This window comes from Verrucomicrobium sp. BvORR106, assembly GCF_000739655.1.
GTDB lineage: Bacteria > Verrucomicrobiota > Verrucomicrobiia > Verrucomicrobiales > Verrucomicrobiaceae > Verrucomicrobium.
In genome coordinates this window covers 18,924-33,561 of record NZ_BATR01000092.1, presented here as the reverse complement: position 1 = coordinate 33,561, position 14,638 = coordinate 18,924, and the positions used below count along the sequence as shown (strand labels likewise).

At 59.9% G+C, this 14,638-nt stretch carries 9 protein-coding genes and 1 tRNA gene; 3 read left to right on the top strand and 7 right to left on the bottom strand.

Translation table 11 applies throughout. The annotated features are described in order from the left end of the window. The first annotated feature begins 179 nt into the window (after positions 1-179). Positions 180-4,697, top strand: coding sequence for a PVC-type heme-binding CxxCH protein (locus BV106_RS14000; protein WP_081891714.1), 4,518 nt, complete (start codon positions 180-182; stop codon positions 4,695-4,697). 223 nt (positions 4,698-4,920) lie between these two features. Here the strand turns inward: BV106_RS14000 and BV106_RS13995 are convergent. Then, a tRNA-Arg gene (locus BV106_RS13995) sits at positions 4,921-4,995 on the bottom strand. Between the two features lie 171 nt (positions 4,996-5,166). On the opposite strand from BV106_RS13995, the gene BV106_RS13990 reads away from it, so the two are divergent. Beyond that, the gene (locus tag BV106_RS13990) at positions 5,167-6,273 is read left to right on the top strand and encodes a DNA alkylation repair protein (RefSeq protein ID WP_038165616.1); all 1,107 of its coding nucleotides are present in this window, start codon (positions 5,167-5,169) and stop codon (positions 6,271-6,273) included. A 227-nt stretch (positions 6,274-6,500) separates the two neighbouring features. Here BV106_RS13990 and BV106_RS13985 read toward each other — a convergent pair whose 3' ends face one another. Beyond that, positions 6,501-7,661 (bottom strand): alpha/beta hydrolase fold domain-containing protein, encoded by a 1,161-nt coding sequence (locus tag BV106_RS13985; RefSeq protein WP_038165614.1) that lies wholly within the window; start codon positions 7,659-7,661, stop codon positions 6,501-6,503. 497 nt (positions 7,662-8,158) lie between these two features. Here BV106_RS13985 and BV106_RS13980 point away from each other — a divergent pair, with 497 nt between their 5' ends. Beyond that, positions 8,159-9,061 (top strand): endonuclease/exonuclease/phosphatase family protein, encoded by a 903-nt coding sequence (locus BV106_RS13980; protein WP_265595670.1) that lies wholly within the window; start codon positions 8,159-8,161, stop codon positions 9,059-9,061. Positions 9,062-9,150: 89 nt separating this feature from the next. Here the strand turns inward: BV106_RS13980 and BV106_RS13975 are convergent, their stop codons facing one another. The 5 genes from BV106_RS13975 to BV106_RS13955 all read right to left on the bottom strand — a co-directional run bounded on the left by BV106_RS13975 (position 9,151) and on the right by BV106_RS13955 (position 14,172). Further along, complete coding sequence (locus BV106_RS13975) at positions 9,151-11,250, bottom strand: DUF5722 domain-containing protein (protein ID WP_265595669.1); 2,100 nt, start codon at positions 11,248-11,250, stop codon at positions 9,151-9,153. A 138-nt stretch (positions 11,251-11,388) separates the two neighbouring features. Then, positions 11,389-11,736 carry a hypothetical protein gene (locus tag BV106_RS13970; RefSeq protein WP_265595668.1) on the bottom strand — a complete coding sequence of 116 codons (348 nt, stop codon included), beginning with the start codon at positions 11,734-11,736 and terminating at the stop codon, positions 11,389-11,391. A 20-nt stretch (positions 11,737-11,756) separates the two neighbouring features. Next, a complete protein-coding gene (locus BV106_RS13965; protein WP_038165610.1) occupies positions 11,757-12,314 on the bottom strand; it encodes a hypothetical protein in 558 nt (185 codons plus the stop codon). A 39-nt stretch (positions 12,315-12,353) separates the two neighbouring features. Continuing rightward, on the bottom strand, positions 12,354-12,713 hold the full coding sequence (locus BV106_RS13960) for a VOC family protein (RefSeq protein WP_038165609.1): 360 nt from the start codon (positions 12,711-12,713) through the stop codon (positions 12,354-12,356). A gap of 22 nt (positions 12,714-12,735) precedes the next feature. Beyond that, a complete protein-coding gene (locus BV106_RS13955; protein ID WP_265595667.1) occupies positions 12,736-14,172 on the bottom strand; it encodes a sulfatase-like hydrolase/transferase in 1,437 nt (478 codons plus the stop codon). Positions 14,173-14,638: the final 466 nt, after the last annotated feature.

Sequence of the window (14,638 nt, the reverse complement as noted above, 5' to 3'; positions counted from 1 at the left end):
ACCTCTTACGGCAGGTGGATTCACGGTCTCCGTTCGCGCCCGAGTGCCGTCCGCAGCCAGAGTCGTCGGGCGTTTTTATCCAAACAGATCTTAATAAAGTTCCAGGGCGGGTCTGAACCAAAAGTTGTCCTAATCGGATCACCAAATGTGATTGCACGGTACGTATTGTCCATCCTTCTATGAATTTACTCCCTCGCTTCGCCGGTTTATTGACGCGCGCCTTGCTCGTTCTTGCTGTGTCTGCAGGTCTGGCGGACGCGGCGCCCCTGGTCTTTGAAGGCACCACTGGGCCAGGAAAGGGCAAGCATATTGTCTTCCTGGCGGGTGACCATGAGTACCGCTCGGAGGAGTCGCTCCCGGCACTGGCCCGCATCCTGGCGAAACACCACGGCTTCAAGTGCACGGTGCTCTTCGACATCGACGCCCAGGGGGACATCGTGGCGGGCGAGGTCCCCAACATCCCCGGCATGGAGGCACTCGATACCGCCGACCTCGCGGTGGTGTTCCTGCGCTTTCAGAACCTTCCCGCAGATCAGATGAAGCACTTCGATGCTTACCTGAACCGCGGCGGCCCAGTGGTCGGCCTGAGGACGGCAACGCATGGCTTCAAGATTCCAAAGGACGGTCCCTATGTGAAGTACTCGTTTGATTACAAAGGTGCCGACTATGAACTGGGCTTCGGGCATCAGGTGCTGGGCCAGACGTGGGTGGGGCACTATGGCACCAATCACAAGCAAAGCACCCGCATTGCCATCGTGCCGGACAAGGCCTCACATCCCATCCTGCGTGGGGTGAAGGATGTGTGGGTGCAGGCCGGTGGTTATGTGGGCAAGCCGTCGAGTGGCGAGATTCTGACCCTGGCGCAACCGCTCAACGGCATGACCCCCGACTCGCCTGCGGATGCAACCAAGCCTCCCATGCCAAGTGAGTGGACGCGCACGTACAAGACGGCGTCTGGCAAAGAAGGCCGCGTCTTCACGACGCTCTACGGCACCTCGGAAGACATCACGAATGACGGATATCGCCGCCTCGTCGTGAATGGCATGCTCTGGGCAATTGGCCTGGAGGACCAGATCAAACCGGATCTCAACATTGAGTTCGTCGGCCCCTTCAAGCCCAACACCTTCGCCGGTGGCGCGTACGCCCGCGGCATCAAGCCAGAGATGTATGCAGGCTACGAAAGTCCGATCCCGGCAAACAACAACACCAAGGGTGCCCCCAAACCCCAGCCTGCAGCCAAGCTCGATCCCGCCAAACCAGCCGCTCCCACCGCCGCTCCTGCTCCTCTGGTGACCGGCAAGCCAGCCCGCTTCGTGCGAATCGAACTCCCCGGAGACCGCGAGACCCTGACGCTGGCCGAGGTGGAAGTCATCGCAGGAGGCAAGAACATCGCTCCCACCGGCAAAGCCACCCAATCGACCACGACTCACGGAGGCAGCCCCGAGCGGGCGCTGGATGGCAACAAAAGCTCTGACTGGGGCAAGAGCGGCCAGACCCACACTCAGGAGAACAAGCCCAATCCCTGGTGGGAACTCGACCTCGGCAAAGCGACGGATATTGAGAAAATCGGCATCTGGAATCGCGAAGGACTCTCCGGCCGCCTCGATGCTTTCACGCTGCGGCTCCTGGATGCGGATCGGAAAGACGTCTTCGTCGCCACCAAAGTTGAAGCTCCAGAGTCGATGACCATCGACATCAAGGACAAGGGCAAACTCACTTACCTCACCTTCGACGGCAAGCCGGGCAAACCTGCCTCAAAAAACGGCAAGTCAGGCAACACCAGCGGAAGCAGCCCCTCCGGCCCACCGGAACCGCCGCTTGCCGAGGTGCCTGCTGACTACAAGGACCCTCTGCCGTTCACGTTCAGCAAGGGTGAAGTCGTCGCGATTCTCGGCAACGGTCTTCCGGAGCGCATGCAGCACGATGGTTGGATGGAGACAGTCTTGCAGAGCCAGCTGGCGAACCAGCAGGTGCGCTTCCGCAACATGACCACCAGCGGGGACCGCCCGAACTCCTACCCGCGCAGCCCGGGCCAGATCTCGATGGCCACCTACTTGCAGCATGTGAAGGCGGACGTGGTATTCGGCTTCTTTGGCTACAACGAGTCCTACGACAACAAACCGGATGAATACAAAGCGCAGCTTCTTGAGTTCGTGAAGAAGACGCGCGGCACCAAGCCGAATGGCAAGTCGTTCCCGCGCATCGTCCTCTTCAGCCCCATCGCGCACGAGGACACGCACAATCCGAATGTCCCCGACGGCAAGGCGCACAATGTGCAGCTCGAAGCCTACACAAAGGCCACGGAAGCTGCGGCGAAAGAGGCGGGCGTTGCCTTTGTTGATCTGTATCATCCTTCACTGACGCTCTTCAAGGCCGCGAAAGAGCCGCTTACGATCAACGGGGTCCACCTTACCGATGAGGGCAATCGTCAGCTCGCAGAAGTGATTGGCACCGCCCTGCTCGGCAAAGTGGTGAGCGCGTCGGCCTCTCTGGATCCATTGAGAGAGGCCGTGCTCGACAAGAGCTACCACTGGTATCAGCGCTACCACGCCTCTGATGGCAATGACGTCTGGGGCAGCCGTTCGACGCTGGCCTTCGTGGATGGCCAGACCAACGGCGTAGTCCTGCAGCACGAGCTCTCCATGCTCGATGTCATGACCGCGAACCGTGACGAACGTGTGTGGGCAAGGATCACCGGCGGAGACAAGAAGATCGATGACAGCAATGTGCCCACTCCTGTACCAGTGAAGTCAAACGTCGGCGGCGCCAGCAAGAGCAGCAGCGCGCAGAAGGAAGGCCGCCTCACCTACATCAGCGGCGAGGAAGGCATCAAGCACATGGCTGTGAGGAAGGGCTTCGAGGTGCAGCTCTTTGCCGATGAACAGAAGTTTCCTGAACTGGCGAATCCAGTGCAGATGCAGTTCGACGTCAAAGGCCGCCTCTGGGTGGCGGTGTGGCCCGACTATCCAAAGTGGGAGCCGCTGAAGGAGTCACGCGATGCCTTGATCATCCTTCACGATGACAACAACGACGGCAAGGCTGACCGCTCGACCGAGTTTGCAAAAGTAAACAACCCTCTTGGGTTCGAGTTCTGGAATGGCGGTGTGCTCGTCACCCGGCAGAGCGAACTTCTGTTCCTGAAGGACACGGACGGCGATGACAAGGCGGACGTGCGCATCATCATGCTGCAGGGTCTCGACAGCAGCGACACGCACCATGGCGCCAACAACCTCATCTACGGCCCGGATGGTGGCATCTACTGGCAGAGTGGCGTTTTCATGCAGCACAACCACGAGCATCCTTGGGGACCGTCACTGCAGGCATCTGCAAGCGCCATGTACCGCTTTGATCCCCGCCGCTTCACCATCTCAAAACACGCAGACAATTCCCCGAATCCGCACGGCACCTCGTTCGACTACTGGGGGTATCAGTATGCCACCGACGGCACCGGCGGTCGTGCGTATCAGGTGCGCCCCGAAGGCAGCAGCTTCAAGATGTATGAACTGCTCAAGAAGGAAGTGCGCCCCGTCACCGCAAGCGAGGTGGTGAGCAGCCAGCACTTCCCCGCGGAAATGCAGGGCGATTTCCTGATCTGCAACGTCATCGGATTCCTGGGCGTGAAGCAGTATCACCTGGAGCGCGATGCGGAGAAGGCTTCCGTCTGGGGTGAACCTTCGGGCGATGAGCTCACCGTCAAAGTCACCCAAGCAGACGGCACCGTGGCGGAGGAGAAGTCCCGCGGCTTCCTTATGAGCGGCGACAAGAACTTCCGCCCCTCGGATGCGGTCTTTGCTCCCGATGGCTCGCTTTATCTGGCCGACTGGCACAATGTCATCATCGGCCACATGCAGCACAACGTGCGCGACCCCAATCGTGACCACGCCCACGGACGCATCTACCGCATCACGGCGACCGGACGCGAGTTGCAGAAGCCTGTGGCCATCGCTGGCCAGCCCATCCCTGCATTGCTGGAAAATCTGAAGCACCCGACGGACGGCATCCGCCACCGGACCCGTATCGAACTCAGTGCCCGTGATTCGAAAGAAGTGATCGCCGCGACAACGGAGTGGCTCAAACAGTTCGACTCAAACAAGAAAGAGGACGCGCATCACCTGCTGGAAGGCCTCTGGCTCCACCAGCAGCACAATGTGCGCAACGTTGAGTTGCTCGGCCAGCTCCTGAAGTCCCCTGAGCCGCATGCCCGCAACGCTGCCCACGTGGTGCAGCATTTGTGGTACAATGTCGAATCCACCCTGCATGGCGGCGTCATCGCCGGCGATGCGGAAGCGAAGGCTCAGAAATCCGGCATCCTCAGCGACACTCCAGAGCTCACCACCATCCGCATCGCCACCGTGCCTGAGCGCATGATGTATGATGTGAAAGAGCTCACCGTGAAACCGGGCAAGAAGGTGAAGCTCATCTTCGCCAATCCCGACTTCATGCCGCACAACATCCTGCTGGTAAATCCCGGAAAAATCGATGAGGTCGCCAACAAGGCCCTGGTGATGGGTGCCCAGGGCTTTGAGACGGGTTTCATTCCCGAGAGCAAGGAAATCCTCTGGCACAGCAAGCTGCTGGATCATGGGAAAGAACAGATCATCGAGTTCACCGCCCCCGAGAAGGCTGGTGAGTATCCCTATGTCTGCTCATTCCCGGGGCACTCCATCATCATGCGCGGGGTACTGAAAGTGAAGTAAGAGCCGGCATCTGCTCAATCGTCATGGCTTTCGGTGGAGGGGCGGTGGTTCCGTCTCTCCACCTCGTTTTTGTGAAGAACGCTTCAGCGGGGACCCGTAGAATGGCTCACCTGAGAGGGTCTGGCTGCCCGCCCAGGGCAACTGAAGGGGCCTACCCTACCCCGGAGCTTCCAAGGATCCCGGGGGACACTCACGCCAGTCGTTCAATTGGAACCATTTACACTGGCGTCCCCGGCAAGAATCGAACTTGCATTTAAGGTTTAGGAAACCCTCGTTCTATCCATTGAACTACGGGGACACGGGAGCGCACAATATGCGCGGTGATTTTGCCGTGGCAAGAGGGATCGTCTGGGGGGCTGGTTCTGCTGGACGCGAAAATAACGCCTGGACTGCTGACATAGGATTGTCAGTCTCGTGGCATACTCTCCCCAAAACCCCCGCTTCGCCCCCTCCCTCGCCACTTCGACACATGCCCGACACCGATGCTCCCACCGCCGCCCCCGCCCTGAAAGACTGGTTTGATGAGGCTCGATTCCGGCGGACCGGGCTGGAGATGGCGGCCGTGCTGCCTGCGTTCAAGCAGAAGGCGTATCTTGCCCAGGCGCTGCCCGGACTGGATGCCCTGAGCCTGATGCAGCGGCTCCGGCGGATGACGGAGAGCCTCCATGCCGGGCTGCCGGGGAGCTATCGGCAGTCGTTGGATGCCTTGCGGGAACTGGCTCCACGGATCGACCACAACTTTGTCACCCTGGTGCTGCCGGACTATGTGGGTCTGTATGGGTTGGAGGACTTCGAGGCCTCGATGGCGGCGCTCAAGGATTTCACGGTGTATGGCTCCTCGGAGTTTGCCGTGCGGGAGTTCCTCAAGCGCGATCTGACCAGGACGCTGAAGGTGATGAAGAAGTGGTCCGGGGACGAGCATGAAGCCGTGCGCCGACTGGCCAGTGAGGGTTCACGCCCGCGACTGCCGTGGTCGTTCCGACTGGAGGAACTCGTGAAAGATCCCTCCCCCACCCTGCCGATCCTGGAGAACCTGAAGGCGGACTCCAGCCTGTATGTGCGCAAGTCCGTGGCGAACCACTTGAATGACATCGCGAAAGATCATCCTGAATGGATGATGGACCGGCTCTCGGGCTGGCCTCTGGAGGAGGGGCACACCGCATGGATCGCGAAGCGGGCCCTGCGCACGCTGATCAAACAGGGTGACGCGCGAGCCCTGGGTTTGGTGGGGGCTGGCGAGCCTCCAGAAGTGGAGGTGCAGAGTTTTACTCTGAACCCGGAAAAGCTGGAGCTGGGACAGCACCTGACCTTGGAACTCCGGTTCAAGTCAGCGGCAACGAGGTCCCAGCGACTGGTGGTGGACTACGTCATCCACTACGTGAAGAAGTCTGGCGGCACAGCTGAGAAGGTCTTCAAGTGGAAGGAACTGAAGCTGACACCCGGAGAGGCCGTGACGTTGACACGACGCCAGCAGATCAAGGATTTCACGACTCGCGTGCACTACGCGGGGAAGCATGTAGTGGAAGTAGCGGTCAACGGCCAGCGCCTGGCGAAGACGGCGTTTGTGCTGGAGTGAATGAGTGACACAGCCTGGACGGCTGTGCGTGCTATCGGCGTCCCGCCGGTTCAGTGAGAGCGGAGCAAGGGTGCCATCGCCATCAATGCAGGCTAAGCTGCCCGGCCAATGTAGTCACAGGCTTCAGCCTGTTCAGTCGCACTGCTCTACACTCCCAACGGCAGGCTAAAGCCTACCACTACATTCTTACAATCTCCGGCGAAGCCCCCCAAACGATTGAGCGATTCTCACCTTGAACCCTGCCTCTCATTGATCGCCGCATCGTGCTCCTCACGGGTCACGGCTCCATCGCCGTTGCGATCCAGGCGTTGGAACAATTGGGCTGGGCCGGAGAACTCCTCCTTGGTGACCTTGCCGTCCTGATTTTTGTCATCCTTGCGGGAGATGACCTCCCAGGGAATGCCACGTCGTCCGCCCTGCGCGGCTCCAGGCCCAGCGGGGGCTTCCTCGGCCGTGCTGTCGGTGACCAGGGCATCCACCGTGGTGCTGCCCTCCTTCAGACGCTGGTCGAAGAACCTGGCCACCATGTCCTCGATGTTCTTTCCTGAGAACCCCGGCCCACCGTGGCCGGCATTGTGGATGGTGTGGAAGTGAGCGCTCACCCCGGTTTTCTTCAGGGCATCAAAGAGCAGCTCGCTCTGGTTGATCGGCACCGTGGCGTCCTTGTCGCCATGCACGATGAGGAAGGGAGGATCGGCCTTGTCCACAAAGGTGATCGGGTTGGCCTTTGCCGCCTTGTCCTCGTTCTCCATCACCACGCCGCCCAGCAGTTTGCTTTCTGGCGAGGTCGGATCGGCATGGCGTTCATAGCCCGGCCGGGTGACAAAGGCGACCAGATCCGTGGGTCCGTAGTAGTCGCAGACCGCCTGCACTTTGCTGGACTGGTCGAGGTTCGTTTTTACATCGAACTCTTTGACCTCCCCGCTGGTACCGAGCAGGGCCACGAGGTGTCCGCCGGCGGAGCTGCCCCAGACACCAAACTTGTCCGGGTCCAGATGGTACTCCGCCGCATGGGCCCGCAGCCACCGGACGGCGGCCTTGCAGTCCTCGATCTGGGCCGGGAACACCGCGTGACTGGTGAGCCGGTAGTTGATGCTGGCCACGGCATAGCCTCGTGCGACGTAGCCTTCTCGCAACGGAGGGCAACCGTCCTTGCTGCCAGCCTGCCAAGCCCCGCCGTGAATCCAGATGATGAGCGGGACCTTGCCCTCTGCTTTCGCGGGCAGATAGAGGTCCAGTTTGTGACGCTCGTGACCGTCAGGCACATATTCCAGATCGCGATGGGCGGTGACGCCTGGGGAGGTTTGTGCCGAGAGGGGCTGCAAGGTGGCTGCGGCAGCGATGGCTGCCAGGAGCGGAAGGAGCGTGGTACGGAGGAAAGGGGCCATGAGAGCGAGCCGAAAGGTGTTTTTGGTCCAACCAGCGTGGAGAGGAAAGGTTTCAGGGTGGGGGAAGATTGGGGGCTGGGAGCGGTGCGAAAGTCCGGAGACGATGGATGCGATGGGCCTACTGCTCCGCAGTAGAAGCGGTCTGGCCGTTTTCCATGGGTAGTCCTCGCTTCACTCGGCCGACCCATGGCTAATCATGGTGAACCCTCCGGGTTCGGAGAATGTGTTTGTCAATGCAGCGGTCGATGTTCACCATAACAAACCTAGGTACATTGTACGTTGGCACATTGTCCATTGAACCCGAAGGGTTCGCCATGCGTAGTCATGGGTGAAGCGAGCGTAGCGAGTGCAACCCATGGATAGTTCGTGCGAGTAACTCTACCGCGGAGCGGTAGGCCCATCGGGTACCCTCTGTCTGCCAGCCTTCACCTCGACTCGAAACTTACCCCTTGATCTGCTCGCATGATTGCGCAGGCTCCGCGTTCTACATCCCCCTTGTGAAACACTGGTTCCGTCGCCTCCTCAAACTCACCATCGGGGTCTGCCTGATTGTGAGCGCGTTGCTGCTCTGGAACCTGCGGGCTCCTGCCGTTCCGGAACCATCCGCCTTTCCCAAGGTTGATCTGAACGCCTGGGAAAAGTCCCCTCCCCTCAAACTGCGCGTGGTCACGTGGAACGTCTGGGGGCTGCGTTGGATCACGCCACGCCGGGCGGAACGACTCCGGAAGGTGGCCGAGGAAATTGCCCTCCTGAAGCCCGACATCGTGGGGTTTCAGGAAGCATTCGTGGAGGCAGACCGGGCAGAGTTGACGCAGGCGCTGCGCGCAGTGGGACTGGAGCATTCCCGCTACTTTCACAGCGGCCTCGTGGGCAGTGGGCTGCTCACGGTGAGTCGCTATCCGATCCTCACGGAAGGGTTCATCCGCTATACCAGCAATGGCCGTCCAGAGGCACTTCAACATGGCGACTGGTGGGCGGGCAAGGGCTTGTCCCTCTGCACGCTGGACCTGGGTGAAGGGCGGCGGCTCTCCTTTGGCAATACGCACCTGCATGCGCGCTACAAAGAGAACCGCTACCACGCCACGCAACTGGCGCAGACGGCACAACTGGTGCCCTGGGCAAAGCAGGTTCGCGAGACGGGTCTGCCAGCCCTGTGGACAGGTGACTGGAACAACACCCCGGACAGCGATGTGCTGAGCCCGATCATGGAAGCGGGATCGTGGCAATTACTTTCCAAGGACCAGCCGCGGATTGATCACGTGTTTGGCAGCGGAGAAAGTTGGGAGTGGCGGGTGATTGACCAGGGAAAGGTGAACGGGAAGCTGGAGAGCGATCCGAAGGTGCCGTGGAGCGACCATGCGGGGGTGTGGGTGGACGTGGAGCTCCGCTCTAAATTATGAATTATGAATGAGGAATTAGGAATGGAGTTTCTGGCGCAGCATCGGGAGAAGATGCGGCACCAAACGCGGACGCATTCATTCAAAATTCTTCATTCATCATTCATAATTCTTGCTTTGTGCTGCACTTCCTCCCAACTCTTGATGCCCAGGATGGGCAGGGCGAACGCACTCGCCTTTTCCCACTCCGGGGTACCGATGGCTTGATAGAGATGCCAGATGGGTTTGATGCCCAAGGGGTCTCCCGCGTCATCGCGGAATTTCCGCAATCCCAGGCGCAATCCCCCTTCGGACCGGTCATCCGCCCAGAGGTGATACTGGAACGCGGTGACAGTAGGCAGGGATTCGATCTTCTTCCACGCATAGGCCATGCCAGCCGCTTGTTCGGCCAGAGTCTTCTCGGAGTAGTCGGGGGAGTTTAGGCCCTGTTCCGTGAGCTGAATCTCGCGAGGCTGCCCCTGATAAGCCACTCGCGGCAAGCGAGCCCAGGCATCCAACACCTCCATGTTCTTGAAGGTGATGAACGGGGCATTGAAATCAAAAGTCGCGCCGGGGTCTTCCCAGGTGCGGGGATTGCGGAGGTCTTCCGCATACGGGTGATAGGCGATGCCCCAAGGGAAGTCACCTTCTTTGCGACTGAACTGGACGAGATTTTCCAGCAAGTCGCGACCGGCATAGGCCCGGGGATCGAGTTTCAGGGTCCAACCGTGCTCCAGGGAGATCAGGGGTTTGGCATGGGCATCATACTGACCCGCCAGCAACCAGGCCACACGCATGGATTTCTGATAAAGGTCGAGGTAGGTGAGATCAGTCTTGTCGCCAGCGTTGGTCCAGTAGAAGCCGCTGTTGATCTCATTGTGCATGATCCAGTGGTGCACCCGACCATACTTGCCATCCGGGCGGCTGTAGCGCTCGGTGATCAGGTTCATGGCCGCGGCATAAGCCTGCACGCCTTCCTGGGTGGTGAAGTTGGGCATGACATAGAGCCCCACAGGCTCGGCATGCGGATGCCCGGCCATCTTGATCCACGATCCCGCTGCGGCCTCACGCTCCTGGGGCAGCAGGATGATCGCGGAGACCATCAGTTGCTTCCTGGCGGCGGTGATCATGTAGCGGTCATAGCCAGCCAGCACGCCTTCGTTCACATACCAGGTGCGACCGGCATAGGTGTAGGGAGTTCTTCCTTCTCCCGGCGTGGTGAAGAGCAGATGGTTCAAGAGGATGTTGAGGGTCACAGAGGTGATCCCCAGCTTGTCCATGTCCTCATGATCGAACTCACATCCCCCCAGCCCCTTTTTGGACCGGGGACGCATCAAGGGCAGATCGGCACGCGGCGTCTGTTTTTCCACGTATCGCAGCGCGGACACAGGAATCACGCTCTCCGCCGTCTTTCTCACCACGGCCCAACCAGAGAGCAGAAGGTCGCGATCCTTCACCGTATCACGCGGCACAATGACGGAGAAAGCCCCTTGGACATCGGCATTGATCGCGTACAGCGAGACGGGTTGTTTGAGGACGGTGATGTCCTCCCACATGGGCACTTCCGCGAGCCACAGGGCTTCAGCGCTTCCCGCAATGCGTCCTTCAATCTTGATCTGAGAGGGATTGGCTGAGACGGAGGAGAGATGCTGAGGAAAGTCCTGGCTGAGGTATTTCCTCAACCTTTCCGCCAACGCCCGGTCGTTTTGGATTCGTGTTCCCCGTGTGGTGGCCAGTTCTGCCTCCTGAGCCGTGGCCGCGCGGACTTTGAGATTGCGGAAACGAGCCACCAGTCCGGGTGCCTCTCCCCACGTGAGGCGCAACGTTTTGACCGGAAGGGCGGGTTTGGCAGACGTGTCCCGCAGATCAATGGCCTGCGGCCCCCACCCTTCCCTTCGCCCCACGCCTTGGTGCGTAATGAGATGCGGGATATCCAACACCGAGCCGACAAACACCAGCATGCGCCCCACGCCCGTGAGGCTGAAATACTCGAACGACAGAACCGGCTCCTTGACGAGGTCAAGCCCTTCCCCTTCGACTCGAACGTGGAAATACGGATCCGGCCCAGTCGTGCGCACCTCCCACTCGCCGTTTTCCAGGGGTGTGAGTTCGACTTGATTGGCCCCTTCTTTGAGCGGAGTGAGGGTGACGTCTGCGTGAAGGGTAGAAAAACAGGCGAACGAGCAAGCCACAAAACAGCTGACCAGAGCCAACTTGAGGATGCGAAAGGGAGAGCAAGCGTACAACATCGTCTGAGAGCACATAAGTACGGCAGTGCCACCGCCTTTACATCACAGACTATGACTCCTTCGCGCAGGCAAGGAGCGCTCCCGCCCGTGGCACGCATGCTTCTAAGGTTTCGAAAGGAAATACCAGAGGATGCCAATGACTGCCAGGATCACCAATCCAGCTTTCAACGCTAGTTTGATGAAGAACCCAGCAACCTCCTTGGTACTAATCGGATTTTCCTCGATGACCTTCGCCAACCGCTCCACGTCGGCGGGGTCCATTTTTGGAAAGTGCCCAGCGGCAATATCTGCACCCATGCGCTCAAGGTCGCCCCTGCCCAGATAGTGATCAGTTGCAATGAGATGTCGGGCCTTGTCTTCATTCGTCTCCGGCGCATAGCCGCACTTCCGGCAGGCGTTGAAGGCACCATGCTTCATTGAACCACACTTCAAACAAACGGCGACGGTCATAGACGCAGGATATCATCGAACTAGGGCTTCTTCAAAGCTGGCTCTTTCACATCATCCGCAAACGGCTTGGCCCACTCTGGCAACTGCGCATACGGGGTGGCACTGGTGACGCTGCTCGTCGATTTTGCGGTGGCCAGGTCGAACTTGGTGAACGTGGCCGGGCCATGTCGAGCACGAGACTTCACCACTACGGCCGCTCCGTCATCGACAAAGTCCCAGGCCTCAATAAAGGGGCCAGCCTCCATGTCTTTGATCTCGATCTCAGACAGCATCACACGAAGCACAGAGTTCACCGGCTCGCCCTTGTCACTGCGTTCTTTGATCTTGGTCCAGCCGACCGCACCTTTGGACGACACCTTGGGCAACAAGGCCTGGCCTTGTTTGGTCCACATCTCGGAATGGCCATCCGTGAAGGTGACCTTCACATTGCCAACGGGCGTCCACCAGTCCTTGGTCTCTGCGGGAACGGGGACAATCTCCGCCTTGGCCGGCTTTGGTTTATCTGCCCCAATGGCCAGGATCACGGTCGCGAGAAACACGGTGAATGCGGATGCAAGTGTCTTATTGAGCCTGTTCATGATGAGATGGAGGTAGTCGTTTGATACATTCTTACCTGATCACGCCGTCCCGAACATCACCCTTCTGCCATCCGGATCCACCACGGTGATGACCACGTCATCCTGCGAGTCCACGGGTACATTCATGACCACGAGCTTTTCGAGGAAGGCCTTCTGATCGGAAATCTGGAAGTAGAGGTGCGTGAGGTTGGATTCACGTAATGCGGGATGAGTGTGGGTGGCAAAAGCTTTGGCATCATGGAGGGCGAGTTGCACGCCATCGCGATCCAGCTTCCAGTACACGTAGCCGCTTCCGGTGCCCACTTCCTCCCAGGCCAGCCCCGCCACATCCCGATAAAACGCGGCGGTGGTAGGCGGATCTTCGGAAGTGAGAAAGATGCCTCGGAGGGTGGATTTCATGCGTCAAAAGCCAAGCACGAGTTCACGGAGCCTTCGGATAGTCGCCGCCATTCAGACTCTTGACCACGGATTTCAGCCAGTCGTTGAGGGCTTCCTGCATGGCGGGCAGGCGATCGGGCTGCTCGGCAAAGAGGACGCGGCTTTCATCGAGGTCGGCACCCAGATCGTAGAGCTCCCAGGTGACATCGTGGGTCGGGGGATCCTCGATGCGGTGGAGTTTCCACTGACCATCGAGCCACGCGGCGTGACCCGGGAACTGGTTGGACGGCTCGGGCTCGCCCACGACTCCGGAGTCGAGATTGAGCCTCGCGGGATCGTTGGGCTCGCGCCCTTCCTTTTGTGCGGCGAGCAGCTCATCCATCCAGAGTTTCGACGGAGTCTGGATGCCTTTCTTTCCTCGATCCCAGAAGCCGATGGGTTTCTCACGCTCCTTGTCTCTGCCGCTGATGACGCCGAGCAGGCTGATGCCGTCGAGGACGGGCTGGTTGGGCACGGTGACGTCCACCACATCCAGCAGGGTGGGATAGATGTCTGAGGTCACGCAGGGCAGCTTGACCACCTTGGGCGAGGCGAAGCGGGCGGGCCACTCCAGCAACGCTGGCACGGCGAGACCGCCTTCGTAGATCTTGCCCTTGTTACCGCGGCGACCGCCCGTAGAGCCCACCTTGGGCAGGGCTCCGTTGTCACTGCAATACCAGAGGATGGTGTTGTCCCGCAGGCCCAGATCCTTGATCTCGCTGCGGAGCTTTCCGAAGGCGCGGTCCATGGCGGTGATTTCTGCATAGAAATTTTGCTGGGCCTTGGTCAGGTCGAGATTCTCGTAGAGTGCACGATCCGACTCCAGCGGCTGATGGGGCGCGTGCGGTGAACCGAACCACACGACCGTGAAGAAGGGCTGCTTGGCCTCCGCTTGCTTGCGGATGAACTTCAGGGCGAGGTCCACCGTGATGTCCGAGCTGTCTCCTTCGAACGGAACCGCGCGCCCCTGATCGCTGAGCACCGGATCGAGGTCGAAATAGTTGGGGGCCGAGATCCACTCCTCGAACCCGCTGTTGCCGGGGTTCACCGGACTGTCCTTCTGCACGGAGCCCAGGTGCCATTTGCCAAAGTGGCCGGTGCGGTATCCGGCGGACTTGAGCGCTTCTGCAATCGTGACCTCCTGCGGACGCAGGGTGTGGCCCCAGGAGAAGCAGCCGAAGCGGTTGGGCGTGCGCCCGGTCATGACGCTGCCCCGGGTGGGTGAGCACACGGGGGCTGCGGCGTGGAAGTTGTCAAAGCGCACTCCTTCCGCCGCCAGCGCGTCGAAGTTGGGCGTCTTGAGGTGAGGATGCCCGTTGTAGGCCATGTCCCCCCACCCCTGGTCATCAGCCATCACCAGCACGATGTTGGGGCGGTTGCTGGTGCTGCCAGGGGTGTCTTGGGCAGAGGCGAGGCCGACCAAGGCACAGGAGAAGAGCATTCCTAGTTTTTGAATCATCCGCATGCAGACATTCAGCCATAAAGAGACACAAGACTTCAAGACAGACCCGCTTCGCGGGAGACAAAAGACGAGAAGACACAAGACCTGACCGGCTTCGCCGGGAGGCGGGAGCGACTAGGGGCCATCGGGAAGTCATGGGACGTGCGGGGCGGACCGGGACAGGAATGTCCCTCCCTCCTTTTGGTGACCAGCCGGTGCGAATGCAATGTAGTGCTGGGCGTTGGCCTGGCGGCGTGGGATTTGGATGGCTCGACTGAACAGTCCCGCATGCGGGACTGTGACTACATTTTCAGATCAGGTCTTTTGTCTTGTGTCTCCCCGCGCAGCGGGGCGGCCTTGACAGGAAAGCAATCTGGGGAAGGTTTCCGGCACAAATGGCGCTCAATTCACCTGCCTCGATCATGATCATTGCGATCATTATTGGCTCCCACCCGGGGCAGGACTG